Origin of the sequence: Rheinheimera sp. WS51, from assembly GCF_050936095.1 — a bacterium.
Lineage (GTDB): Bacteria > Pseudomonadota > Gammaproteobacteria > Enterobacterales > Alteromonadaceae > Alishewanella.
Window position 1 is genome coordinate 130,511 of sequence record NZ_JBOTRC010000005.1, and the last position, 24,206, is coordinate 154,716.

The 24,206-nt window shown below is 41.2% G+C and carries 21 protein-coding genes; 8 read left to right on the forward strand and 13 right to left on the reverse strand.

The annotated features are described in order from the left end of the window. Positions 1-11: 11 nt before the first annotated feature. Positions 12-1,766: a gamma-glutamyltransferase gene (gene ggt, locus ACRCA4_RS08500; RefSeq protein ID WP_433186914.1), complete on the reverse strand. Its 1,755-nt coding sequence runs from the start codon at positions 1,764-1,766 to the stop codon at positions 12-14. A gap of 281 nt (positions 1,767-2,047) precedes the next feature. Between ggt and rrtA the strand changes: the two genes are divergently transcribed. Next, on the forward strand, positions 2,048-2,599 hold the full coding sequence (gene rrtA / locus ACRCA4_RS08505; protein ID WP_433186917.1) for a rhombosortase: 552 nt from the start codon (positions 2,048-2,050) through the stop codon (positions 2,597-2,599). A gap of 13 nt (positions 2,600-2,612) precedes the next feature. On the opposite strand, the gene ACRCA4_RS08510 is transcribed toward rrtA, so the two are convergent. Continuing rightward, positions 2,613-3,287 carry an RluA family pseudouridine synthase gene (locus ACRCA4_RS08510; RefSeq protein ID WP_433186920.1) on the reverse strand — a complete coding sequence of 225 codons (675 nt, stop codon included), beginning with the start codon at positions 3,285-3,287 and terminating at the stop codon, positions 2,613-2,615. A 134-nt stretch (positions 3,288-3,421) separates the two neighbouring features. On the opposite strand from ACRCA4_RS08510, the gene ACRCA4_RS08515 reads away from it, so the two are divergent. Further along, positions 3,422-4,111, forward strand: coding sequence for an RluA family pseudouridine synthase (locus ACRCA4_RS08515; RefSeq protein WP_433186923.1), 690 nt, complete (start codon positions 3,422-3,424; stop codon positions 4,109-4,111). 113 nt (positions 4,112-4,224) lie between these two features. Continuing rightward, positions 4,225-4,623 carry a large-conductance mechanosensitive channel protein MscL gene (gene mscL, locus ACRCA4_RS08520; protein ID WP_433186925.1) on the forward strand — a complete coding sequence of 133 codons (399 nt, stop codon included), beginning with the start codon at positions 4,225-4,227 and terminating at the stop codon, positions 4,621-4,623. Between the two features lie 95 nt (positions 4,624-4,718). On the opposite strand, the gene ACRCA4_RS08525 is transcribed toward mscL, so the two are convergent. From ACRCA4_RS08525 to fadR, 3 genes are all read right to left on the reverse strand, one after another. Further along, on the reverse strand, positions 4,719-7,199 hold the full coding sequence (locus ACRCA4_RS08525; protein ID WP_433186928.1) for a prolyl oligopeptidase family serine peptidase: 2,481 nt from the start codon (positions 7,197-7,199) through the stop codon (positions 4,719-4,721). Positions 7,200-7,387: 188 nt separating this feature from the next. Next, positions 7,388-9,640, reverse strand: coding sequence for an aminotransferase class V-fold PLP-dependent enzyme (locus ACRCA4_RS08530; protein ID WP_433186931.1), 2,253 nt, complete (start codon positions 9,638-9,640; stop codon positions 7,388-7,390). Positions 9,641-9,813: 173 nt separating this feature from the next. Continuing rightward, complete coding sequence (gene fadR, locus ACRCA4_RS08535) at positions 9,814-10,530, reverse strand: fatty acid metabolism transcriptional regulator FadR (protein WP_433186934.1); 717 nt, start codon at positions 10,528-10,530, stop codon at positions 9,814-9,816. Between the two features lie 170 nt (positions 10,531-10,700). Between fadR and ACRCA4_RS08540 the strand changes: the two genes are divergently transcribed. Continuing rightward, a complete protein-coding gene (locus ACRCA4_RS08540; protein WP_433186936.1) occupies positions 10,701-11,231 on the forward strand; it encodes a disulfide bond formation protein B in 531 nt (176 codons plus the stop codon). A gap of 108 nt (positions 11,232-11,339) precedes the next feature. Here ACRCA4_RS08540 and ACRCA4_RS08545 read toward each other — a convergent pair whose 3' ends face one another. From ACRCA4_RS08545 to ACRCA4_RS08555, 3 genes are all read right to left on the reverse strand, one after another. Continuing rightward, a complete protein-coding gene (locus ACRCA4_RS08545; RefSeq protein WP_433186939.1) occupies positions 11,340-11,963 on the reverse strand; it encodes an FKBP-type peptidyl-prolyl cis-trans isomerase in 624 nt (207 codons plus the stop codon). A gap of 95 nt (positions 11,964-12,058) precedes the next feature. Continuing rightward, the gene (locus tag ACRCA4_RS08550) at positions 12,059-12,355 is read right to left on the reverse strand and encodes a YfcL family protein (protein ID WP_433186942.1); all 297 of its coding nucleotides are present in this window, start codon (positions 12,353-12,355) and stop codon (positions 12,059-12,061) included. Between the two features lies 1 nt (position 12,356). After that, the gene (locus ACRCA4_RS08555; RefSeq protein ID WP_433186944.1) at positions 12,357-13,487 is read right to left on the reverse strand and encodes an ATP-NAD kinase family protein; all 1,131 of its coding nucleotides are present in this window, start codon (positions 13,485-13,487) and stop codon (positions 12,357-12,359) included. Between the two features lie 199 nt (positions 13,488-13,686). Here ACRCA4_RS08555 and ACRCA4_RS08560 point away from each other — a divergent pair, with 199 nt between their 5' ends. After that, positions 13,687-15,075: a coniferyl aldehyde dehydrogenase gene (locus tag ACRCA4_RS08560; protein ID WP_433186947.1), complete on the forward strand. Its 1,389-nt coding sequence runs from the start codon at positions 13,687-13,689 to the stop codon at positions 15,073-15,075. Here ACRCA4_RS08560 and ACRCA4_RS08565 read toward each other — a convergent pair. From ACRCA4_RS08565 to prmB, 3 genes are read right to left on the reverse strand one after another with little or no spacing between them, the layout of a single operon-like run. Continuing rightward, the gene (locus ACRCA4_RS08565) at positions 15,053-16,222 is read right to left on the reverse strand and encodes an MFS transporter (protein WP_433186950.1); all 1,170 of its coding nucleotides are present in this window, start codon (positions 16,220-16,222) and stop codon (positions 15,053-15,055) included. The two genes, ACRCA4_RS08560 and ACRCA4_RS08565, sit on opposite strands and share 23 nt — an antisense overlap. A gap of 31 nt (positions 16,223-16,253) precedes the next feature. Then, the gene (aroC, locus tag ACRCA4_RS08570; RefSeq protein ID WP_433186953.1) at positions 16,254-17,348 is read right to left on the reverse strand and encodes a chorismate synthase; all 1,095 of its coding nucleotides are present in this window, start codon (positions 17,346-17,348) and stop codon (positions 16,254-16,256) included. 18 nt (positions 17,349-17,366) lie between these two features. Next, positions 17,367-18,317: a 50S ribosomal protein L3 N(5)-glutamine methyltransferase gene (gene prmB / locus ACRCA4_RS08575; protein ID WP_433186956.1), complete on the reverse strand. Its 951-nt coding sequence runs from the start codon at positions 18,315-18,317 to the stop codon at positions 17,367-17,369. A 53-nt stretch (positions 18,318-18,370) separates the two neighbouring features. On the opposite strand from prmB, the gene smrB reads away from it, so the two are divergent. Then, entirely contained in the window at positions 18,371-18,940 is a 570-nt protein-coding gene (smrB, locus tag ACRCA4_RS08580) for an endonuclease SmrB (protein WP_433186959.1), read from the forward strand. A gap of 28 nt (positions 18,941-18,968) precedes the next feature. Here the strand turns inward: smrB and sixA are convergent, their stop codons facing one another. Further along, on the reverse strand, positions 18,969-19,454 hold the full coding sequence (gene sixA / locus ACRCA4_RS08585) for a phosphohistidine phosphatase SixA (RefSeq protein WP_433186962.1): 486 nt from the start codon (positions 19,452-19,454) through the stop codon (positions 18,969-18,971). A 264-nt stretch (positions 19,455-19,718) separates the two neighbouring features. On the opposite strand from sixA, the gene ACRCA4_RS08590 reads away from it, so the two are divergent. Continuing rightward, entirely contained in the window at positions 19,719-22,514 is a 2,796-nt protein-coding gene (locus tag ACRCA4_RS08590) for an insulinase family protein (RefSeq protein WP_433186965.1), read from the forward strand. 46 nt (positions 22,515-22,560) lie between these two features. On the opposite strand, the gene maoP is transcribed toward ACRCA4_RS08590, so the two are convergent. Further along, positions 22,561-22,908, reverse strand: a complete 348-nt coding sequence (gene maoP / locus ACRCA4_RS08595; RefSeq protein ID WP_433186968.1) for a DUF413 domain-containing protein — start codon at positions 22,906-22,908, stop codon at positions 22,561-22,563. Between the two features lie 130 nt (positions 22,909-23,038). On the opposite strand from maoP, the gene hdfR reads away from it, so the two are divergent. Further along, the gene (gene hdfR, locus ACRCA4_RS08600) at positions 23,039-23,887 is read left to right on the forward strand and encodes an HTH-type transcriptional regulator HdfR (protein WP_433186970.1); all 849 of its coding nucleotides are present in this window, start codon (positions 23,039-23,041) and stop codon (positions 23,885-23,887) included. Positions 23,888-24,206 lie beyond the last annotated feature (319 nt).

Consider the following 24,206-nt stretch of genomic DNA (forward strand, 5'->3'; position numbering starts at 1 on the left):
ATCCTATTAACCTAATAGCCATCCGCTCGCCCTTCACGACGAGGGTCAGCTGCGCCTTGTAAGCCCTGCTCTGTCAGCATAATACCATGTAAACCACTATTTAAATCTTGCACCTTAACCTGATACCCCAACTGCTCTAATTCTGCTTTATAGTTCTGTAAAACGGTGCCTTTTTCTAAAGCCAAATAATCATTACGATGGGTAAACTTAGGTAAAGCAATCGCATCAAGCATATTCATTCGCCAGTCTAAAACGGCAATAATGGTTTGGGCAACATAGTTAATAATTCGACTACCACCGGGTGAGCCAATCACAAGCACTAAGTTATTATCTTGATCAAATACCATCATAGGTGCCATAGATGAGCGAGGTCTTTTATTGCCTTGCACCCTATTCGCGACAGGCTTCCCATCTACTTTAGGCTGTAAACTGAAATCGGTTAGCTGATTATTCAATAAAAACCCAGCAGCCATTAAGCCAGATCCAAATACATTTTCAATACTGGTTGTCATGCTAACAGCATTGCCCTTTGCATCAACAATAGATAAGTGGCTTGTATTAGCAAATTCAATAGCCTCACTAGAAGCTAAATTAGGAGCTTGCTTGGGTACACCTGCTTGCGCTTTGTCACTAGGCTTATTTACACTAATTAATTTGCCACGCTGTGCTAGGTACTGTTTATCAATTAAGCCCTGCAGCGGAATAGCAACAAAATCGGGATCAGCCATATAACGCTCGCGATCAGCAAAAGCTAATTTAGCCGCACCACTTAATAATTCAATGGCTGGCAAGCTATTAGGCGCCAATTGAGCTAAATCATATTGCTCTAACATGCCTAATATTTGTAACACAGCAACACCACCTGAACTGGGCGGCGCCATACCACAAACTTTATATTCGCGATAATCCATGCAGACAGCATCACGCTCTACTGCCTGATAATTAGCAAGATCACTCAATTGTAACTGACTTGGGTTAATACTCGCTTCTTGCACCGTTTGTACAATTTGTTGCGCTATTTCACCACTATAAAAACCAGCTGCGCCTTTATTAGCAATAATTTGCAGTGTCTTAGCATAAGCTGGGTTTGTTAACCGCTCCCCTTGCTGTACAGCTTGGCCTTGTGGATAGAAGTAGTGACGGCTTTGGCTAAATTCAGTTATCCCCTTATTCCAGCCTTTAGCCAATTGCCCAGCTGTGCGCGATGAAACAATAAAGCCATTGTTGGCTGTTTCAATAGTCTCGGTGAATAAATCAGCCCAAGCTAATTTGCCAAATTGCTGATGCGCCTTCTCCATCATAGCCACTACACCTGGCACACCAACCGACTTACCACCAACATAAGCACTACGCCAATCCATCACTTTATCATGCTGAAAAAACAGCTTTTCTGTTGCGGCTGCAGGAGCTTTTTCACGGCCATCAAAGGTGGTTAACTGTTGATTGTCAGCTTGCCAATGCAGCATAAAAGCCCCACCGCCTAAACCTGAGCTTTGCGGTTCAACCAAACCGAGCATTAATTGGGTAGCAATAGCGGCATCAACAGCACTGCCCCCTTTAGCTAATATGTTTTTGCCTGCCTGCACAGCTAAAGGATGCGCAGCAGACACCATATATTGCTCAGCGCTAACGAGTTGCTGCTGATAAAGGCCGGTAGCCGCTTCGGGCTCGCGAGATTCTTGCGATGACATCGCAATATCTGGGCTACAAGCGCTAGAAATAAGCAAGCCTAAGACTAAAATGGAGGTTTTAAAGCTAGCTGACATTGGGTTAAGTCTCATGTTAATTAATCATCACACCCTACCGAGTTAGCCACTGAATATCAATACGATTTTCGCTTATAGCCTAACTGATAAGTTAGGTTATCATAGCCGCTGGCTGCTTATTTATAGTAAGCTTAGTGCTTAAACAAATAAGCCACGATCTAGCACTAGGCGATGATACTTTCTTACCCTAATTAGGATTTCTTTTGTTAAAGCACAAACTATGGCAACGGCCAAATGGGTTAGCTAAAAGCTGGCCTGGATTTATACTTTTAACTGTTCTTATGGCTGTAATTGCATTACTACCTGAACAGATCCAACAACAATTAGCCTACCAAGCCACGGTTATTATTGACGCTGATTACTGGCGTTTAATTACTGGTCATCTGGTTCATTCTAATTATTGGCATTTAGGAATGAACCTTGGCGGATTAAGCTTAGTCTTGCTGTTACATGGCAGATACTACAGCTCAAGTGTATTTCTTTTATATGTTGCTTGTTCAGCTTTAATGATTAGCTATATGATTTTGTTTTGCTCAAGTGACATTCAAGTTTATGTTGGTTTATCTGGGGTTTTACATGCTGTTTTATGTATAGGGGCAATTAAAGATATCCAGTATAAGGAGCCAACCGGAAAAATTTTACTTCTAGGTTTAGTATTTAAAGTGGGCTATGAGCAATACCAAGGCCCTAATGCTGAATTAGGGCAATTAATAGATGCTAATGTGGCTATTGATGCCCATTTATATGGTGTTATTTCAGGCTTTATATTAGCCTTTATACTAAGCAGCACAGGTTTTATCCAAGCGTTAAATACCGCGACAAACCCTAGGTAACAGCCAAACTATATTAAAAGTCTGGCGCTGCATTAATATTAAGGCTTTTCCCTGTCAGTGGGTGGGTAAACTGTATTTGCTCGGCGTGTAACAATAGACGTGGACTGGCTTCGGCTATTGCCTTTGTTCCATATAAGCTATCACCTAAAATGGTATGCCCTAGAGCTTGCATATGCACCCGTAACTGATGCGAGCGACCAGTAATAGGGTTTAATTGCACTCGCGTTTGCTGCAGCTGTAAATCGCGGCTTATTACTTTCATATCAGTAACTGAGGGTTTACCACTTTGCTGGCACACTTTATAACAAGGCCTATTTTCCAGATCCGCCGCTAAAGGTAAATCAATTCGCTGTGAGTCAGCTTTAATAATACCGTCAACAACCGCTATATATTGTTTAACAACGGTTCTAGCTTGAAATTGCTTACTAATATCAGATAAAGCCCGCTTAGTTAACGGAATAATCAGAAGACCAGAAGTATCATAGTCTAATCGATGCACAATACTGGCGCTTAAAAACTCTCGCTGTAGCCGACTAATTAAACAATCTGCATTATCAGGGTGTCTACCCGGTACTGTTAATAACTTGGCTGGTTTATTAACCACTAACACAATATCGTCTTGATATAAAATGTCATAATTCTCACTGCTGGCTTGTAACTTCGCCAGGGTTTCTATTGCATCCGCCATGCTTATCTCGATAAAAACTAATACTGTGCCATTATGCCGCAAAAACAACTTTCACAAAAGCGATGGCGCAAAGGACTAGTTGCTCTTAGTAAAATCCGTTAAGCTGCGCTTTTTGCTAAGTCGATTTAATTGATATGCCTTCAGCTTTTAATTACCTGCCCCCTGTCACACCTTGGCTTGATATTGTTTTTGCTGATAAAGATTTATTAGTTTTAAATAAACCCAGTGGCTTACTTAGTGTCCCAGGTCGTGGCGAGCATCTAGCCGATAGTCTATTAAGCCGAGTGCAAGCAGAGTATGGCTTTGCTCAAATAGTTAACCGCCTAGACTTAGCAACGTCAGGTCTTGTTGTTATTGCACTTAGACGCAAAGCCGAGCGACACTTAAAACAACAATTTGCCAAGCGACAAGTACATAAACGCTACTTAGCCGTTATTTGGGGCCAATTACTGCATCAATATGGCACTGTCGATTTACCTTTAGCCTCAGCCGGTGGTGATCCGCCAAAAAATTATGTTTGTTACCAACAAGGTAAAGCCGCCATCACCCACTATAGGCTATTGCAACAATTCAAGGATAGCGCCTTAGTAGAACTAACGCCTATTACAGGTCGCTCCCATCAATTACGCGTGCATATGCAGGCTTTAGGTTTACCTATTGTAGGGGATCGTTTCTATGCTTCAGAGCAAGCTTGCGCTGCTGCCCCTAGATTATTACTGCACGCTGCCCATCTGCAATTACAGCAACCCTATACTGGTCAAGTACTCAACTTCAGTGCCGATAGCGATTTTGTAACTGCGGCAGGGTGTTTAATCGCTAAATAACTTATATTAATTGTTAAATTTTGCTTTTACTGCTTATATTACTTTAGCTAACTGGCGTATCTATTTTTTGCTGTGATAACAACAGTAGCCAACCTAATAATTAAGGAGTAGATATGAGCATGTTACAAGAATTTAAAACCTTTGCCTTACGGGGTAATGTGGTTGATATGGCTGTTGGTATTATTATCGGAGCCGCTTTTGGTAAAATTGTGACTTCTTTCGTTAATGACGTCATTATGCCACCAATAGGTGTCTTGTTAGGTGGCGTAAACTTTAGAGATTTAGCTATTGTTATCCAGCAAGCGACGGAAACTCAAGCTGAAGTATTAATTAAATACGGCGCTTTTGTTCAAACCATAATAGACTTTATCATTATTGCAATAGCCGTTTTTGTTGGAATTAAAGCTATAACCTCCATGAAAAAGAAAGAAGAAGCCAAACCTAATACCCCGCCACCGGTGCCTGAAGAGGTTATTTTATTAAGAGAGATTAGAGACGCAATGAAGAAGTGAACTTTTAAACCAAGTGTTTAGTGTTTAGTGTTTAGTGTTTAGATAAAACTATCGCAATAAAAAAGCCGCTACTTTAAAGGTAGCGGCTTTTTTTATTATAAATTTTGTTCAAATAATTTAAAGATCCGGCGGTACTCATCTAGCCAGCTACTTGGTTGTCTAAAACCATGAGCTTCTACTGGGTAGAGCGCAATCTCAAAGTCAGGCTTTTCTTGCTCAATTAAGCGCTGAACTAAACGAACGCTGTCCTGGAAAAACACATTATCATCTACCATAGGCGCATTAATTAATAATGGTTTAGTTAAGCCCTGACTAAAATAAATAGGTGAACTGCGCTCGTAAGCGATAGGATCTATGCTAGGCATATTTAAAATATTAGCCGTGTAAGGTTGATTGTAATATGCCCAGTCTGTTACAGGCCGTAAGGCTGCACCGGCTTGGAATAAATCAGGCTGCGTAAATAAAGCCATAAAGGTCATAAAGCCACCATAAGATCCACCATAGGTGCCGATACGCTGACGATCAACATTGGCATTTTTCACTAACCAGTCCACACCGTCGGCTAAATCTTCAATCTCAGGTTTCCCCATATGACGGTAAATAGCGGTACGCCAATCACGGCCGTAACCTTTAGATGCACGGTAATCCATATCCATAACAACATAGCCGTGTTGTACTAATAGATTATGGAATAAAAACTCACGGAAATAACCTGACCAGCCCATATCGCTATTTTGTAAATAGCCCGCACCATGGTTAAAAATAACAGCACGACGCTTTTCAGCCTGCTCAGAGGCATTATTTTCTGGTAGATACACTTTACTAAAAATAGGCTGAGATTGATGTGTTGATTCAACCGCAACTATGGTTGGCGCTATTAAAGGTAAGGCTTTAAATTGCTCTGACACTGTATCGGTTAAACGAACAACTTGTTTTGCCGGTGCCGCCTGAGCTAGATATAACTCTTCTGGCAATAAGTTTGTTGAATGGCGCAGCAACAACTTGGTTTCATCAGGTGATAAAATAAAGTCTGTGCTTCCCACTAAATGGGTAACTTGTTCTATCTCATTACTTGTTAAGTTAGCACGATAAACATCATACTGACCTGGATGCGCCATATTCGCTTTAAAGTAAATATAATTATCATCCAGCGTTAACGTCGGATCGCTAACTTCAAAAGTACCTTTAGTTAGCTTTTTAGCTTTACCTGTTAACGTTTTTAAATATAAATGGGCATAACCAGATTCTTCAGATAAATAATAAAGTGCTTGGCTATTATTCAACCAACCAAAATCATTAAAGGCATAGTTTACCCAAGCCGTGTCATGCAAGCGATGCTGTGGTACTAAACGCATTTTTTTTAAGTCTACTGTTGCTAACCAACGATCTTTATTATCAAAGGCTTTTAGCATTACAGCAACTTGCTCACCCGAGACATGCCAGCGAATTGCACCTTGACTCCAATACCAGTCATTCATTAAGCCAATATCACGGATCACTTTTTCGCTTTTATATTTCTCACCTTTGGCTTTAGCGTTTTCAGCTTTAACACTTGCTAGCACATCTTCGTTATAACCCGGTAAGGTGTTATAGCTCAGCTCACTTCGCTCGCCATTAGTTAAGTTAATTAACCATAGTTGTTGTGGCTCAGGGCTAACATCATTCACTCTTGCTCTAACTGGCTGCGCGGCTACATCACCATTAGCCGTTATATAGTTAGGCATAATATCTTTATCGTTACGCTTTGTTGCCTTACGCACAGCTAAAACAATATAGTCAGCCGTAGGCGACATACTCGCTTCAACAATACGTAAACCTTTGCCTAAATAAATTGGCTGTGGGCTAAGCGTATTATTTTGTTGCTGCAGCTGAGTTTTAGCTTGCTGTCTATCTAGCTTATTTTTATGGGTTAAGGCAACGTAACTAATTAGTTTATGTTGCTCTTGGGCTAAATAACCTTTACCTATTGCAGGCGCTTCAGGTGCATCTTCGGTTTTTAAATTGACTAATTCACTGCGAAAACCGGTATTAAGATCAACTGCAAAAAATTGCCAACCTTGACGATAAGCAAGACGACCATCTAATAAAAATTGTGCCGCGCTTTGCTTGGCACTGTCTTGTGTAATTTGGCGTAACTCACCTGTGACCATATCGCGAACAAACAAGTTATCCGCAAATATATAAGCTTGTAAGGTTTTACTCTGATTATAAACAGCATCAGCTGCGCCCATAGTATGGGCTTCATTTAAGCCAACTCGTTGGCCATTATCACTGCCATCAAGTGGTCTGGCATACCAGTCTCGGTTCTCATTACCCTGCTGTTTACGCTGATAATAGATAGTTTTACTGTCTGCAGACCAAAAAGCTCGCTCTGGTTGTCGGCCTAACCAGTCTGGATCAGCCATAATTTGTTCTAGCGTTAACTTTAAGCTTGGATCAGCGTTAAAAACGCTAGCTACGCTAACCGGATCAGTATGATAAGTTTGTGGCTCAGATTTTTTCGCTTCTACTGAATGAACCGTCAGTAACAAGCTACAAAGAGCAACACTCAGTGTTGATTTAAGTAGAAATTTCATAATAGTGTGCTTATTTAAATAAAAGTCATGTTGTTATACAAAGCTTAAACGGTTTGCGCAACCTTGAGCCTCTTAGATGCGGCTACTTGTCAGGCAAATACGACTATTTGAATTCACTAGCCATAATAATTAGCTCGACGGTTTTAAGTTCCAAGCTAATAACACCTGTGAAAGCTCGCTATTGCCCGTTAACTTAATAAAGCCGTACCGCCTTTTAAGTTATACACCTGCTTGAACCCCATACGTGATAACACCTTACAAGCAACTAAACTTCGGTTACCTGAGCGACAAACCAGTAATAATCTTTGCTGTTGTTGTAAAGTGTGATTAATTAATGCATCGGCTAATTTAGACAGCGGCAACTCTAAAATCTCAACATCATTGGGCAAATATAAACTTAATGCACCAGCACTTTGTTCATGAGGTTCTCGCACATCTATCACTTTAGTATTGGGCTCTTGTTGCAAAAATGCACTTAAGTTTTCAGGTAAAATCACATCAGTGGCGTCGGCGTAGCTCACTTCAACTAAACCACAATAATACGTACTTACTTGCTGTAATTTAATGGCTTGAGCGCGTAATTCCGCTTGCCAGTGTTCCATCGGTAACTCTTGCAATAACTCCGCTAATAACGGCTGTTCGGCACAAGCTTGCGAAAAAGTTGTAAAGAACCCTTGGCCATAGTCATGACTAGATAATAACAAGCAGTCTGGTCCTAATTGCTTAGCTAACAGCCTAATACTGTCTGCTAGCGCAACCATACTGCCACCTTCTAAGTCAGTACGGCCAATGCCTCCAGGCAAAATGACATCGCCAACAAAAGCGGCTTCTAGCTGCTGCTCTTTATATAATAAAATGCTAATTGCTTCTGGGGTATGACCTGGGGTATTAAGTTTTTCTAAGCGGTAATTACCTGCAACTAAGGTATTTTGTTGCAATGGCCAGCCAAGTTCATCAACCTTGTTTTTCTGCTCGACTAAGCCCGCTAACATTAATAACGCACAGCGAGCTGACTGATGATCTTGATGTTGATGCGTATCTATCACCGCAACTAACTCTAAACCCTGCCCTAGCACAATATTGGCAATGCGACTTGCTAAAGGCAGCACAGGATCAATCACTACTGCCTGCCTAGTGTCAGCACAAATAATAATATAACTACATAAAGCTTCATGCTTTAATTGAATTAGGCCTTGGGCATGCAACTCTAATGTCGGTGTAGCGTCAGTTAATACTAAACAGTGCTTACAAACCACATCGGCTAGTTTTCTAATTCTCTGGCAAGCCTGCTCGCATTCTTGTGTTGTCATGGCAGGACCAAAAGATAACCGAATAGCGCCTTGGCTACGCCAGTCTTCTAATCCCATGGCGTCTAATACAAAGCTAGTTGGCACTTTTGAGCTGCAAGCTGAGCCTGAGCTAACACGAATACCGGCGGCATCAAATAAATCCATAATATCTTTACTATAAAAGCCCGGCACTGAAAAATTAATTGTGGTTGGCACTATATAGGGCTTATCACTATTTAATACTAAGCTTGGAAAAACAGTCCGCAAGGCATCAAGTAGCTGCTGCCGATATTGCCATAAGGTAGCTTCATCATAAAAAGCAGAGCCGTTACTTTTGGCTAGCTCTGAAAAAATTGCATGCAAAGCGGCAATACCTGGCAAATTCTCTGTGCCAGATCGCAGGCCGCTTTCTTGACCACCGCCAGCGATAAAAGGCTGATACGGCGCACCATCTCTAACATACAAAAAACCAATGCCTTTAGGTGCATAGAGTTTATGACCACTAAAAGGCGCATAATCGATACTGGTGTTTGCAATATCTAAGGTCATTTTGCCTAAGGCTTGCACACAGTCGACCATCCAATATACATCTGGGTTAACCGAGCGGATCAACGTCTCAAGTGCCACTAAATCTTGTTTTACCCCTGTTTCATTATTCGCAGCCATAGTGCAAACCATAACCGCTTGAGGTAAGGTTTTACGTAAAAAGTCGTAATCTACAATACCGTTTTTATCAACTGGTATGGCTTGTATAGTGGCATTTACCTGCAACACCTGATTCCAATGTTTTAAACTTTCAGGCACCGCTTTATGTTCTGTAGATCCATATAACAATAAAGTATCGGCGCCAACCTTGCCATTAGACCGTGCAGCAAGTAAGGCCGAGACAATAGAGGTTTGAATACCTTCTGTTGCCCCAGAGGTAAAAACAATATCACCACTTGAGGCACCGATAAGTTTACGTGCCAACGAACGAGTGACTTCAAGCTCGGCCTTTGCTTTAATTCCTGTTGCATGGCTGCTGCTTGGGTTACCAAAACTACTTTGCATTGCATGCATCGCTGCTGCTGCTGCAACCGGCAAAACAGGCGTAGTCGCATTATTATCTAAATACACTTCGCTTAATGAAGACACCATTTCAATGGATGACATGAGGATACCTTTAGGCTTATAACTATTTCGAATAACTTATATCGGCTTATCATAACTGGCTTACACCATCAGCTCAAGGCTCGATTTCGCAAGTTTTGGCTTAAGTAACTCAGGTTTTGAAAACAAAAAACCGCCACGCGGCGGTTTTAAATTTTCTCATTAAATAACGCTAACTATTCAATTAAGTCTTTTGGAATTTCTGGTCTTAATTCAGCCCAGACTAAGCCACTTTCACGGCCATATTTACGCACGGCAAATACCACCTCATCAAACTTACCATTTTCAGCATGAAGCTTTAATTGATGATAATAATTACGCGCCAATTCTCTGGCTTTAGGATGCGAAAAGTAAAAACGAGCAATTTTGTTATATAAGCCCCGAAAGCCATTTAAAATTAAAACATAAATACGATTGGCTGAATGCAGTGCTAATTCATGATTTAAATTATAATCGAATTCAGCAAAGGCTTCGGCCGTATCTTCTAACTGTTCTGCTCCAGCAAACACATCAACAACTTGCTGAGCATTGTTTTTTATCGCACCACGAATGTAAATTGCGCTGATATTCGTTCTTGCAGATAGCAGCTCATCTACTAAATCAGGCATATGATCTTCGTCTAAACGGGCTAATGTTTCTAAAATATTTAAGCCTGATGTTTCCCAAAAATTATTAACTTTAGTGGGTTTACCATGTTTAATAGTTAGCCAGCCATCACGAGCTAAACGCTGTAATACTTCACGTAAAGTAGTGCGAGTGACACCAATCAACTCCGACAGTTCGCGCTCTGCGGGTAAAATGGAGCCAGGTGCAAATTTGCCGTTCCAAATTGAATCGACAATATATTCTTCTGCGAAACCGGCTGGGCTTTGCGCTTTTATCAGGTTTGTCATGCGGATCTATCCGTCTACTTAGCCAATGAAATTACACTGATTGTACCAGAGCTTATTCAGTTAACAAGACACAGACTTAAAATACCTATTTTAAGTCCTAATTGTGCAAAGTTTAAAAATGCCGTAAATTAAGCCTTATCTGGTAACACCCTACTATATAAGGCTATTTAATGTTACATAAAATCAAGTCTTTATCGACTAAACGCAGCAGTTGGTTGCTGTTAATTGTTACTATCTCTGCCTTGCTAGGAGCAGCATTATATTTTCAGCACGCAATGAATATTCAACCTTGTATCAAATGTGTTTATATTCGTGCTGCTTTTACTGCCATGCTGCTTGCTGCTATTCTTGGTCTGCTGCTAGCTAAAGTAACTCTATTACGCAGTATCGCTTTGTTAGCTGTTATTGCCGGTGCAGTGTTTGGCCTTATCCAAGCCAATGAGTTACTTGAAATTGAGCAGATAATTGCCTCAGGCGGCTTTTCAACCTGTTCATTTTTTGCTGAATACCCAAGCTGGTTACCCTTAGAGAAGTGGCTGCCGGCTGTATTTGAACCTACAGCAAGTTGTGGTGAAGACAGCTGGCGTTTTCTTGATCAAAGCATGGCTTTTTGGACCCGCATAACTTTAATTGCATATATTGCTGTTTTAAGTGTTATTTTACTTTGCCAAGGGGCTAACTTAAGCAACCATAAAAGCTAAGGCCTTATAAATTAAAGAAGCGCTAAGCAAAATTTACCCAATAAAAAAGCCCTGATGCAACAGGGCTTTTTTTAACAATGTTAATTAACTTAGCAAAGTTAATTAAGCTTAAACAATAGCTAATAGCTCAACATCAAACACTAAGGTACTAAACGGCGCAATAGCATTACCGGCACCGCGCTCACCATAAGCTAAGTTATGTGGTACATATAAACGTAATTTAGTACCTGGCGTCATTAATTGTAACGCTTCTGTCCAGCCGGCAATAACGCCTGATACTGGGAATTCAGCTGGCTCGCCACGCTGATATGAACTATCAAATACAGTACCATCGATTAAAGTACCGTGATAATGAGTACGTACTGTTGATTCAGCTGTTGGCTTAGCACCGTTAGCGTCACCTGCAACTAAAACTTCATATTGTAAGCCTGATTCAGTCACTGTTACTTCAGCACGCTTAGCATTTTCAGCTAAAAATTGATCGCCAGCTTCTGCTAACAACTTCGCTTTTTCAGCTTGCTCTGCTTGCATACGCTCGCTAATCACACCAAAAGCGGCACGAATTTGCTCATCTGTAACTTCTGGCTCCTGCTCAGTAAAAGCGGCTTTAACACCTGCAGCTACTGCTTCAATATCTAAACCTTCAAATGGATTATCAGCTAACTGCTGCCCCATTTGTAAACCAATACCGTAACTTGCGTGTTGTTCTAATGTTGTATATTTATCTGACATGAGTTCCACTTTATTTATTTTGACGACTAACGCCAAGGTTAATATCGCCACGCAGTCTAGCGTAAACCGACACTAAAGTCTTGTTTAGCACAAAATCAAGCTGCGATTTGTTGAACGCGTTGCCAAATACTTTGTACTGTTGCTTGGTCTGTTTCGCTAAGCTCACCTTGACTAATCGCTTGCTGTAAGCTGGTATTAACTTGCTCTATAACCTGCTCTTTAGCAAAGTTATCGCCTGCCACTTGTAAAGTCCCTACCACTAAATCAAAGTGGCCGCGTAAATAACCAGAAGCGAATAATTCATCATCGCTAGCCACCGGAACTAACTGGTCAAAAAAGTTGGCTACATTTTGAATATAAGCCTCAGGGATATTTGTTAGGGTACTGTTCATGCTATTCCTCTTCTTCCCAACCTAAACGATACATCACGTAGTCGTTATAACCGGTAAGTATATTAATTAAACCTGCTAATTCTTGATCAAGCGCGGCATCACCGGTGTCGGCTAACAAAGGACGACCTTGTAATTGTTCTAATTTACCTTTACTGGCAATAATTTGAATATTATTACGGCCTAAGCTGCGGATTACTTTAGGTGATAATTGTTGATTGCCACGACCAAACACATGGCCTTGGCCACCAATTAGCGTAATAATGAGCTGACTTGGATAGCCGTCAATTAAGCTAAAAAGCTGCTCTGCAGTAACATCTTTTGCCAACAACTGGCCGTTTTCTACTACATCGACCCCCAGTAAGGTATTATCTAAACCTAGCTCTTGCATAACCGCCGCCACGGTTGAGCCCGATCCCATAATATAGCGAACGTTATCTTCCATTTGGTCAGTAACATAAGCGGCTAAATCAGCTAAGACTAATTCATCAGATTCTTGGCCACCGGCTTTTACGCTTTGTACATAGCGTAATTGAGCAGGTATACGCATCTCACCGAAGCGTCTTGCTTTAACCACGCCTAGACGAAAAGCCTCTTCGTCAATATCCATCACATCTGCGCTGTCTAACGACACTAGCTCACCAGCAATTAGCTTTGCCACCAGCTTGCCCGCAGCTGTGGGTGAAATAGCATAAACACCAGAGTGAATTTTTACACCCGCAGGTATACCTAAAACGGTTGTATCATCACCTACAACGCGACAAATATTTCTTGCTGTACCATCACCGCCGGCAAATAAAATTAAATCTACCTTAGCCTCAACTAAGGCTTTGACAGCACGCTCTGTATCTTCAGCTGTCGTGATATTTGCTGCAGGTGAATAAACTAGTGAATAGGCTAAATCTAGCTGTTTACAGCTATTCTCCCCCATATCGCCGGTAACAGTGTACAGTTCACATTGCGACTTAAACTGAATAATTTCCGCTAACGCCGTTTGCGCTCTGTTCATTGCTTGGGGTTTAGCGCCTAAAGCAAGCGCTTGCTCTGCCTGATGATCCGAGCCTTTTAAACCAACACTACCGCCAAGCCCAGCTAAGGGGTTTATAATTAAACCTAAACGAAACTTTGCTGCCATATCACTACCTCGTCAATTTCAGACAAGCCAACGCTAAAAATGGCGGCTATTGTATAACCTTAAACAGAAATTGCCCAGTAAAGCCGTTAGTCTAGTTCAGTAAAAGCAAGCATCAGTAGCGCTTGTATAACTGATCTGACTACTTTAGAGTGCATAAGATTACATGGTCATTGCAACCACAGGGTAGGATTAAAAGCGAATGAAACAGCAATTAGCACAACTTAAACAGCAATATAGTCAACAGCCCTATCCTGATGCTGCAAAGCGGATCCAATGGTTGCAGGCTTTAGATAAAGCAATCCGGCAATATAGTGATAAATTATGCCAAGCAATTAGCATTGATTTTAGTCATAGAAGCTTAGATGAAAGCAGGCTACTAGAGGTTATGCCAAGTTTAAGTGGTATAGCTTATCAAATTAAACATGTTAAGCGCTGGATGAAGCTTAAAAAACGCAAAGTTCATTATAGTTATTTACCCGCTAGCAATTATATTTTGCCTCAGCCTTTGGGCGTAGTGGGCATTATTGTTCCTTGGAATTACCCTCTGTTTTTAGCCGTTGGCCCGCTGATGGCAGCTTTAGCAGCCGGTAATAAAGCGATGTTAAAGCTCTCTGAGTTTACCCCGGCCACCAACAAAGTGATTAAGGAAATGCTAGCTCACTTTTTGCCAGATCAGGTCATTGTTATTGAAGGTGATGCTCAAGTTGCTGCTGACTTTTCAAGTTTAGCCTTTGATCATTTGTTGTTTACCGGTTCAAGCCATATTGGCAAAAAAGTCATGCAAGCTGCTGCAGCTAATTTAACCCCAGTTACGCTAGAACTTGGCGGCAAGTCACCCGCTATTATCAGCAAAGACGCTAATATAGTCTCAGCCGTACAACGCTTACTCTTTGGCAAAACCGCCAATGCCGGCCAAACTTGTGTTGCGCCAGATTATGTTTTATTACCTCGTCAACAACTCGATACCTTTATTCAGCAGGCACAGCGCTGTTTTGAGCAGTTTTATCCAAGGGGCGTGCGAGGGGAAGATTATTCAGCGGTTATCAACCAACAGCAGTTTTCACGTTTACAGGCTTATTTAACCGAAGCGGCAAACAAACAAGCTGAAATTATTTCATTAGATAAACAAAATTGGCAGCAAGCCAGTCAGCAAAAACTAGCACCACAATTGGTGATTAATGCTCCTTTAGACTGTGCAGTTTGGCAACAAGAGATCTTTGGCCCTATTTTACCCATTATGCTGTACGACACTATTGAGCAAGCCATTGAGTTTATTAATCAGCAGCCTCGTCCGCTGGCATTATATCTATTTAGCTCCAACAAAACCTTGCAGCAGCAAATTATGCAGCAAACACATGCCGGTGGTGTTTGTATCAACGATACGCTAATGCATGTTGGCCAAGATGATTTGCCCTTTGGAGGCATAGGTCCATCAGGTATGGGCGCTTATCATGGTGAAGCAGGATTTTTAACTTTTTCTCATCAAAAAGCCATCCACAAAAAAGGCCGCTTTAGTAGTGGTAGCTTTATTTATCCGCCGTTTAAGCGGGGTTTATTTCAGCTTATTATGAAGTGGTTATTGCGTTAGGGATCACCTTAGGCAGTGTTACTGCTAAAATAGTCGCAACTAACGCAAGTCCGGCGGCAGCAAGAAAAGTAAAGCTTGATCCTGCGCCGTCTTGCCATAACAACCCCGACATATAAGCCCCAATAGCGCCACCACCGCCATAGATAATCCCGGCATAAAAAGCCTGGCCACGACTACGCAGTTGTTTCGGAAAAAACTGTTGAATAAACTGCATAGCGCAGCAATGTGCAATAGCAAAGCTGCCTGCATGCAACATCATACTAAATGCTAATAACCAAGCGTTATCAGCCACGGTTGCCACTAAGGTCCAGCGTAATACAGTTAAGCCATAGCAAATACTTAGCAGCACTTTATAGCTGCGATTGCGCATAATTTTGCCGGCAAAATAAAAAGCGACAATCTCAGCTGCAACGGCAACGCCTATAAATAGCCCTGTTTCAGTGCCACTGTAGCCAATATCGCGGCTATATAAAGTAAAAAAGCCATAAAAGGGCGCAAAGCTCATTTGTATTAACAAAGCAGCGCACATAAAGCGCAACAATAACGGATTTTTTAACAGATCGGTAAACCGCTCTGTTACGTTTTTCGTATTCAGATTTAAACTAACCGCAGGCAGTAAAAATAGACTTACCAGTAATAGCATTAAAAACAATAACGCTGAAACCGGTAAAAATTCACTGCCAAACAATTCAAATAACCAGCCACCAAACATAACAAGCACAATATAACCAACACTACCAAAACTCCGCACTCGGCTATAGGCTTGGGTATCATCATTTAAAAAGTGAAAAGCAGATACTTCTAGCTGTGGTAAAATGGCCGTCCAAAAAAAACTAAACAAAGTAAAGCCAATTAATAACGGCCAAAAGCCGATATTAGCAAAGCTGCTGCACCAGCCTAAAATAGCGAGAAAAGCGCCAGTACGCATAATTAACAAAGGCTTACCCGTGCGCTCCGATAAGGCTGCCCAGATATTTGGTCCAATAATACGACTGCCGGTAACAATAGCCAGTAATAAGCCTATTTCGGCAGAATCTAAACCTCGACCATCTAAAAATAAGCCAAAATAAGGCACAAAGACGCCCAAGACACCAAAATATGTAAAATAGGCCAACATTAGCGCTGGCCGGGCTGAAACCGCAGACATGGGATACCTAATTTACGTTGCTAAGCTGATATTATTTGTGCGCTATATCAGGGGTTGCTACCTGTACATGGGGATTCTGCGCTCGGTGGCGTAAAAAATGATCCATTAAGACAATCGCTATCATGGCTTCAGCAATAGGAACGGCTCGGATACCGACACAAGGATCATGCCGGCCCTTAGTGCTGATTTCAATTTCCTCACCTTGGCTACTAATACTCTTACCCGGCACGCTAATGCTAGAAGTCGGTTTTAGTGCCATACTGACAGTAATATCTTGGCCAGACGAAATACCACCCAAAATTCCTCCTGCATGGTTAGCACTAAATCCTTGTTGGCTTAGTTCATCACGATGCGTAGAACCGCGCTGCTCTACAACAGCGAAACCATCCCCTATTTCCACTGCTTTAACAGCATTAATGCTCATAATGGCATGGGCAATATCCGCATCTAATCGATCAAAAACGGGCTCCCCCCAACCAACAGGTAAATTAGAGGCAACCACGTTAATGCGCGCGCCAACAGAGTCGCCAGCCTTCTTTAAATCACGCATATACTGATCTAGCTCGGTAATTTTATCCGCATCAGGGGCAAAAAAAGCGTTATTACTCACTTGGTCCCAGTCTAGTTTAGCCATTTTTATTGGTCCTAACTGAGCTAAATAACCGCGAATTTGTACACCACATTGTTCAAAGAGATATTTTTTTGCAATAGCACCCGCAGCAACTCGAACGGCTGTTTCCCGAGCGGAAGCTCTGCCACCGCCACGGTAATCTCGAATGCCATATTTATGCCAGTAAGTATAGTCAGCATGACCTGGACGAAAGACATCTTTAATCGCTGAATAATCTTGCGAACGTTGATCCGTGTTTTCAATCAATAAGCCGATACTTGTGCCTGTGGTTGTATCATTAAAAACGCCAGACAATATTTTCACACTATCTTGCTCTCGTCTGGCTGTGGTATAACGAGAGGTGCCCGGTTTACGTCGATCTAAATCAAACTGTAAGTCTTCAACAGTGAGTCGCATACCAGGCGGGCAGCCATCAATAATGCCGCCAATAGCTGGGCCATGACTTTCGCCAAAAGTAGTTACTTTAAATAACTGTCCTATACTATTACCGGCCATTACCGCTCCCTAAAGTCTTTATAGTGTAAATAAGTGTTGGCAACGCTCTAGTTCGGCTTTAGTTATAGCAAAAACCCCTATACCGCCATGTTTAAAATCTAGCCATGTAAAATCAACCTCAGGTAATTGCTGTTGTAACTGCACCATGCTATTGCCCACTTCACAAATTAGTACCCCACCGTCATTTAGATGCGCAGCAGCTTGGGCTAAAATGCGACGGGTTAATGCTAAGCCGTCTTCCCCTGAAGCTAAGCCAAGCTCAGGCTCATGGTGATACTCTTGGGGTAAATCGGCCATATCTTCGGCATCGACATAAGGCGGATTGGTTACAATAAGATCATACTTAGCCCCTGCTAAGCCGTCATAGCCATCTGATAAAATAGGATAAACTCTATGCTCTAAGCCGTGCTGCTCAATATTAAACTGAGCAATTTCTAAAGCATCAGAGCTAATATCAACCGCATCGACTTCTGCATCTGGAAAAGCATAAGCACAAGCAATAGCAATACAACCTGAGCCGGTGCATAAATCTAAAATACTCTGAGCACTGTGACCTTGTAACTGATTAACAAATTTCTCAGCAATTAATTCAGCAATTGGCGAACGTGGCACTAACACCCGCTCATCAACATAAAAAGCTAAACCGGCAAAATAAGCCTGATTAGTTAAGTAAGCCGCAGGCACTCGTTGGCTGATCCTTTGTTGTAATAAATTAATAAAGTCTTCACGCTCTTGTTTAATTAAGCGAACATTAAATAGTTTTTCATCCGTCAATGGCGGTAGATGCAACACATAACTTAGCAATAATGCGGCCTCATCCCAAGGGTTATCTGTGCCATGTCCTAAGTACACCTGGGCTTTATTTAATTGGCTAACGGCAAAGCGTAGCCAATCATGTACTGTTACTAACTCAGAAGTCGCGTCAGCTATGCACTGGGCAGTTAAAAATAATTCACTTGATTCAGCCATGTTTAAGGTAAGCTCTTTTTGTAAAAATCGATAAGATTAAGTAGACTTGCACGATGCAAAATAAAAACTCTAAATTAGCCAGCCTAGCCTCTAGTATTGCTTCATCAAGTGATGTTACAGAAGAAGATAGCCAACTGTTTCGCCAGTCGATAGCAGGCGCTAAGCCTATGACACAAGATAAGATACCGCCAGTTGCTGTTGTGAGCAAGCAAAAAAGACGTGCAGACGTCCCGCTAAACAACCTAACAAACGATTTATTTTATTTTTCAGATCAATACGAAGGTTATGTTCATCAAGGTGGCAGCCATAGCTATGTACAAAGCGGTGATGATGCCCATTTAAGCGGTCGGTTAAAGCGTGGTGAGTTTCAACCGCAAGTAATATTAGACTTACATGGTTTAACCTCAGCAGAGGCTAAAGTAGAGCTAGCAGGCCTATTGGCCTACTGTGAGCAAAAACATATAAATTGCGCCTGTGTCGTTCATGGTAAAGGCTTAGGCATATTAGCCCGTAAGGTACCCAATTGGCTTATACAGCATCCTAATGTCCGAGCCTTTCACACTGCGCCTAAAAGCTGGGGTAAACATGGGGCTTTATTAATTTTACTTAAAGTTAAAACTTAACAAAACCCACTTTGCTCACAGTACATTGTCAGCTTAATAAAGCTAACTTGTCGGTACTGACCGACTGCACTAGCTGTCCATTATGCTCTGGCTTATAGTCGATGCACACTAATTGTGCAGGCGTAAAAACAGGCGCATGATCAGTTTGGGTAAACTGTGCGACTAAAAAACTGACTAAGGGCATATGTGAAACCAATAAAATGCGCGCATCGGGTTTAGACGCTAAACATACATCTAAAAAAGACTGAAAACTTGCAGCATCGGCATCTGGCGTTAAATCTGGTACTAACTCTAACTGACAAGAATCAGTCTGCTTAGCTAACATTAACTCTGCAGTTTGTTGGGTTCGTAAATACGGGCTAGACCAAATCCAATCAAAATGGCCATATTGCTGAACCAGCCAAGTTGCCATTTGATTAACGTCATTAACCCCTTTTGAGGTTAAAGATCTTAACTGATCTGAAGCAGCCATTGGCTCAGCTTCACCGTGACGCATAATAACAAGATTTACCATTGATAAAGTACCATACTACTTAATAAGTCCTGTTGTTGAGGTAATCGCTTAAAACAATATGCAAGCTATACCTTACCAAGTCAAAATAGTGCGCTATGATAAAGAAAGTTAACACTAAGCGTAACTGTTAATAAAGCATAAGAACAACTCTAGTTATTACTTATAGCTATGATAGAGGCTTCTTATATAAAAGCCCTACTATGACAACGTATTCAGGGCCTATACGCAAGTTAAAATCTAATAAAGACACAAAAGGGATATCGCTTGGAAAATACCCAGCTATTGCAGAGTATAAACGATCATAGAAGTTATCAGCATATCGTACTTAAAAACGGCCTTTCAGTGCTTCTTACCCAGCAAGTCGATGCAAATAAGAGCGCAGCGGCCTTAACTGTGAATGTAGGTCACTTTGATGATCCTATTGAACGCCAAGGCTTAGCACACTTTCTTGAGCATATGTTGTTTTTAGGCTCAGCTAATTACCCACAAGCCGGTGAATATCAACAATTTATTAGCCGACACGGTGGTAGCCATAACGCTTGGACGGGCACCGAGCATAGTAGTTTCTTTTTTGATATTAATAATGACTTTTTTCACCAAGCTCTGGCCCGTTTTGCCGATATGTTTAGCCAGCCTTTATTAAGTTCGGATTATATTGAAAAAGAACGCCATGCAATTGAAGCTGAATTTAGCTTAAAACTAAAAGACGATGGTCGCCGTATCTACCAAGTACATAAAGAAACGGTAAACCCTAAACACCCTTTTGCTAAGTTTTCTGTAGGCAATTTAACAACGCTAGCTGATTTACCTGGCGATAGTTTAAGTCAGGCTTTAACACGTTTTTTTAAGCATAATTATAGCGCTAACCGGATGACTCTTGCTGTTGTTTCACCTATGCCCTTAGCGAAACAACGACAATATGTAGAGCAATATTTTAACGCCATTGCCAATACCCAGCCCAATAAGGCCAAGTTAACGGAGCCGCTTTACTTAGCTAACCAGCAAGGTATTCAATTAAATATTCAGCCCCATAGGAATAGCCAAAAATTGATCGTTAGCTTTGCCCTGCCGGATATTCAGGTTTGGTATAAACATAAAATCATTAGCTTTTTAGCTCACCTTATTGGCGATGAAGGAGAAGGCTCTTTATTAAGTTATTTAAAACAACGAGGCTGGGTTAACCAACTTAGCGCAGGTGGTGGCATTGATGGCAGTAACTATAAAGATTTCACCATTGCCTTTGAACTTACAGATCTTGGTTTAAATCAGCGTGATGCGATTTTACAAAGCTTATTTAGTTATTTAGCCTTACTTAAATCACGTCCATTCCCATTATCTTTATATAAAGAAAAACAAATACTTTTAGAGTGGGCTTATCTGTACCAAGAGCCAACAGATGAACTTGAAACGGCCAACCATTTATCTATTAATATGCAGCACTACCCTGTGGCCGATATTATCTTTGGCGATTACCGAATGGAGCCACCAACTGACAGTTTGTATCAACATATTTTGCAGTTTTTTTGCAGCAGCAATATGCGTTTGATGCTAATAAGCCCTGATGCGCCTGTTAACCTTAAGGCCCGCTGGTATGAAACCCCATATAGTATTGAGACCATTTCACCTAAGTTGCTACAAAAGCTAGATCAAGCACCTTTACTAGAAGTATTTCGCTTACCAAAACAGAACCCATATTTAAGCGATAATCTGAGCTTATTAGCTGAAAACGCACATATGACTATACCTAAAAAAGTGGCTGATACAGAGTCATTAACAGTTTGGTATAAAGCTGATACCAACTTTAATAGCCCGAAAGGCCATATTTTTGTGCAATTAAGCTTGGCTAATAGTCAACATAATTGTCAGCAGCTTGCCGCAATCCGATTATGGGTTGAGTTATTTCTAGATAATGTTAATCAGCAGTTCTACCCTGCTACAGCAATAGACTTAGTTTATAATGTCCATGTTCATCGCCAAGGCCTAAGTATTCACACTAGCGGTTTGGCGGCCAATCAGCTGTTATTGTTAACTAATATTCTAAACGAAATGCCACAGCAGCAATTTAGCCAACAGCGATTTAATGAAATTAAGCGTCAACTGATTAGGCACTGGCAAAATAGCCGTAAAAGTAAACCCGTTCCTAAATTGTTTGCTCAGCTTTCAGCTATTTTACAACCGGCTAATCCAGAGATCATCCAACTTGCAGATGCCTTAGAGACGTTAAATTTCCAAGACTTTTTATGTTTTCACCAACAATTATTTTCTGCCGTTCATATTGAAAGCTTAATAATAGGCAACTGGACCCAAGAGCATGCCAACAAGTTAAGCACTCAATTAACTCATTGGCAGCAGAGTCTAGGCAATGCAGCGCCAGCAGTAGCAAATCCGACCTATAGACTTCAAGGCCAAGGACCGGTTTGGCTTCAGGTTGACACTGAACACAACGATCATGCTTTAGTTATTTATTTACCTGCGCAGCACACTACGCCTAAAACCATGGCCTTATTTATGTTAGCTAACCATGTATTATCAGCAGAATATTTCCATCAGTTGCGTACTGAGCAACAACTTGGCTACTTAGTAGGTACCGGTTATGCTCCTATAAACACTTTGCCGGGTATTGCTTTTTATGTGCAATCTCCTAACGCTAGCTGCAAAGAGCTATACCAAGCAACAGTGACATTTTTTAAGGGCTTTCTTGATGAAACAAAAAACTTAGCCGAAACCGATTTTGTAGAAATGAAGCAAGGGCTACAAGCACAGCTAAATCAACCCGATGGTAGCTTAGGCGCGAGAGCAAAGCGTTTTTGGCTTGCTTTAGGCCAGCACGATTACAGCTTTAATCTTAGTCAAAACATTATTAAAGCACTGAGTGATTTATCTTTAAGTGAGTTTATACAGTATTTACATCAACTGCTGTTACCAGAGTATGATGCCTTGTTTTTAGCCACGGATCCTAAACCTGAATTTGCCCATATTAAAGCCAGCAGCTCTGAATTATTAAAACAGAAATTACAACAAGTTGATCTTGAATATAGCTCATTAAATGAATTAGGTTAGTTTGGCCTTGATTATAAAAAAAACAGCGCCTGAAGGCGCTGTTTTTTTAATCGATATCTGTGTCTACATAAGATAAATCGTCACTACCATCAGCAATTTTCTTTTTACCGAATACAGTATGAAATTTGCGTTTTTCAGCTAGCCGATTTTTATATTTAAGCCAGGTTTTTTCATAAACCGTTGTTGCAGGCTCTTCACCTTTACAAACCAAGACAAAACGCTGCTCTTCTTCATTTACTGGCGCTCTTGTTCCTTGCTCCAGCTCAAACATTGCTAAGCCATGCTTCTCGAGGACATTACCTTCATTAAGGGTAAAACGCCCTGATCGTGTAAACCCTTTGGGGAAATTTCGATCATCGAAAAAGCGACGGTGACTAACAAAACTTTGCTGCATCACTTTTTTCCTCTCTTTTCATAGGAACTTTGTCCCTACCAGTTGAAACTGTGCGGAGTATGGTTAACAATAATCCTATCGTAAAACAAAAATTTTTTATCGACACCATAAATATTTTCTAGGATATAAATTGGACACCGAACTACTCAAAACCTTTATTGAAGTTCAGCGCACTCGCCATTTTGGTAATGCTGCAGAAAACTTATACTTAACTCAGTCTGCAGTCAGTTTTAGGATCCGTCAACTAGAACAATACTTAGGTGTTAATTTATTTAGCAGACATCGCAACAATATTCAATTAACAGCGGCCGGCGAACGATTACTCCCCCATGCCGAGGCGATGTTAAACGCCTTACAACGGGCTAAGCAAGATGTGGCAGTGAGTGCCGAATTGGCTCAGCCGTTTTCTATTGCCGGCACCGCTAATGTTTGGGATGCCTTTTTATTGCAAGGTTTTGTTAATAGTCAGCATTTATTTCCTAACCTCTGCTGGCGAGCTGACTCTTTAGGTCGCGAGCAAATAGTGAGGCAAATTCAAGAAAGAGGCTTAGATTTAGCTATTTTATATGACGCGCCTAAAGTTGATGATATTCAAGTAGAAAAATTAGGTGATATTCAACTTGTACCCGTTAGCAGCAACCCTGGCGCAAGCGTAGAAAATTGGCAAAAAGATCATATTTATATTGATTGGGGCAGCAGTTTTAATTTGCAGCACAGCCGTCTCTATTCAGAGTCAGTAGCAATAAAACACCGCACCACAAGCGCTAAAATCGCTTTAGAGATGATGCTACACTCAGGTGGTAGCGCTTATTTACCCAAAGCAATGCTGCAGCCACATTTAGCTGAACAGCGATTACATCTAGTTGCTAAAGCGGCAATGATAACCAAAGAGGTCTATGCTGCTTTTTTACCCAAGGCCGCAAACTTAAATCATATAATTGTCATTACTAGTCATTTGAAACAATTGCTACAAAGTTAAGCATTAAGCCCGATAACAAATAACCTTAGCGCCTCGACCTCGAAGTAAATTAAGCCTTTTATGGCTGCTAAAAAGAGGAATTAATAGCGGGCCTAAACACAGTGCAGCGACTGCCCAGCGTATTGCTGCCATTCCACAACGTAATGCAGCAACATAAATGCCAGCTGCTGTGCATAGCCATATAACGGGTAAAAATAACACTTATCGACTCCATTAAATTTGTTCTTTAATTATACACATGCCAAGGAACCATGACTGTTAACTTTTCGTTATTTCTGCTTAAGTTTTAAATAAAAAAGGCATGTTTATAAACATGCCT

Coding starts and splice junctions, on each gene's coding strand:
- ggt (WP_433186914.1), bottom strand. CDS start 1,766: ATGTCAGCTAGCTTTAAAACCTCCATTTTAGTCTTAGGCTTGCTTATT.
- rrtA (WP_433186917.1), top strand. CDS start 2,048: ATGGCTGTAATTGCATTACTACCTGAACAGATCCAACAACAATTAGCC.
- ACRCA4_RS08510 (WP_433186920.1), bottom strand. CDS start 3,287: ATGGCGGATGCAATAGAAACCCTGGCGAAGTTACAAGCCAGCAGTGAG.
- ACRCA4_RS08515 (WP_433186923.1), top strand. CDS start 3,422: ATGCCTTCAGCTTTTAATTACCTGCCCCCTGTCACACCTTGGCTTGAT.
- mscL (WP_433186925.1), top strand. CDS start 4,225: ATGAGCATGTTACAAGAATTTAAAACCTTTGCCTTACGGGGTAATGTG.
- ACRCA4_RS08525 (WP_433186928.1), bottom strand. CDS start 7,199: ATGAAATTTCTACTTAAATCAACACTGAGTGTTGCTCTTTGTAGCTTG.
- ACRCA4_RS08530 (WP_433186931.1), bottom strand. CDS start 9,640: ATGTCATCCATTGAAATGGTGTCTTCATTAAGCGAAGTGTATTTAGAT.
- fadR (WP_433186934.1), bottom strand. CDS start 10,530: ATGACAAACCTGATAAAAGCGCAAAGCCCAGCCGGTTTCGCAGAAGAA.
- ACRCA4_RS08540 (WP_433186936.1), top strand. CDS start 10,701: ATGTTACATAAAATCAAGTCTTTATCGACTAAACGCAGCAGTTGGTTG.
- ACRCA4_RS08545 (WP_433186939.1), bottom strand. CDS start 11,963: ATGTCAGATAAATATACAACATTAGAACAACACGCAAGTTACGGTATT.
- ACRCA4_RS08550 (WP_433186942.1), bottom strand. CDS start 12,355: ATGAACAGTACCCTAACAAATATCCCTGAGGCTTATATTCAAAATGTA.
- ACRCA4_RS08555 (WP_433186944.1), bottom strand. CDS start 13,487: ATGGCAGCAAAGTTTCGTTTAGGTTTAATTATAAACCCCTTAGCTGGG.
- ACRCA4_RS08560 (WP_433186947.1), top strand. CDS start 13,687: ATGAAACAGCAATTAGCACAACTTAAACAGCAATATAGTCAACAGCCC.
- ACRCA4_RS08565 (WP_433186950.1), bottom strand. CDS start 16,222: ATGTCTGCGGTTTCAGCCCGGCCAGCGCTAATGTTGGCCTATTTTACA.
- aroC (WP_433186953.1), bottom strand. CDS start 17,348: ATGGCCGGTAATAGTATAGGACAGTTATTTAAAGTAACTACTTTTGGC.
- prmB (WP_433186956.1), bottom strand. CDS start 18,317: ATGGCTGAATCAAGTGAATTATTTTTAACTGCCCAGTGCATAGCTGAC.
- smrB (WP_433186959.1), top strand. CDS start 18,371: ATGCAAAATAAAAACTCTAAATTAGCCAGCCTAGCCTCTAGTATTGCT.
- sixA (WP_433186962.1), bottom strand. CDS start 19,454: ATGGTAAATCTTGTTATTATGCGTCACGGTGAAGCTGAGCCAATGGCT.
- maoP (WP_433186968.1), bottom strand. CDS start 22,908: ATGCAGCAAAGTTTTGTTAGTCACCGTCGCTTTTTCGATGATCGAAAT.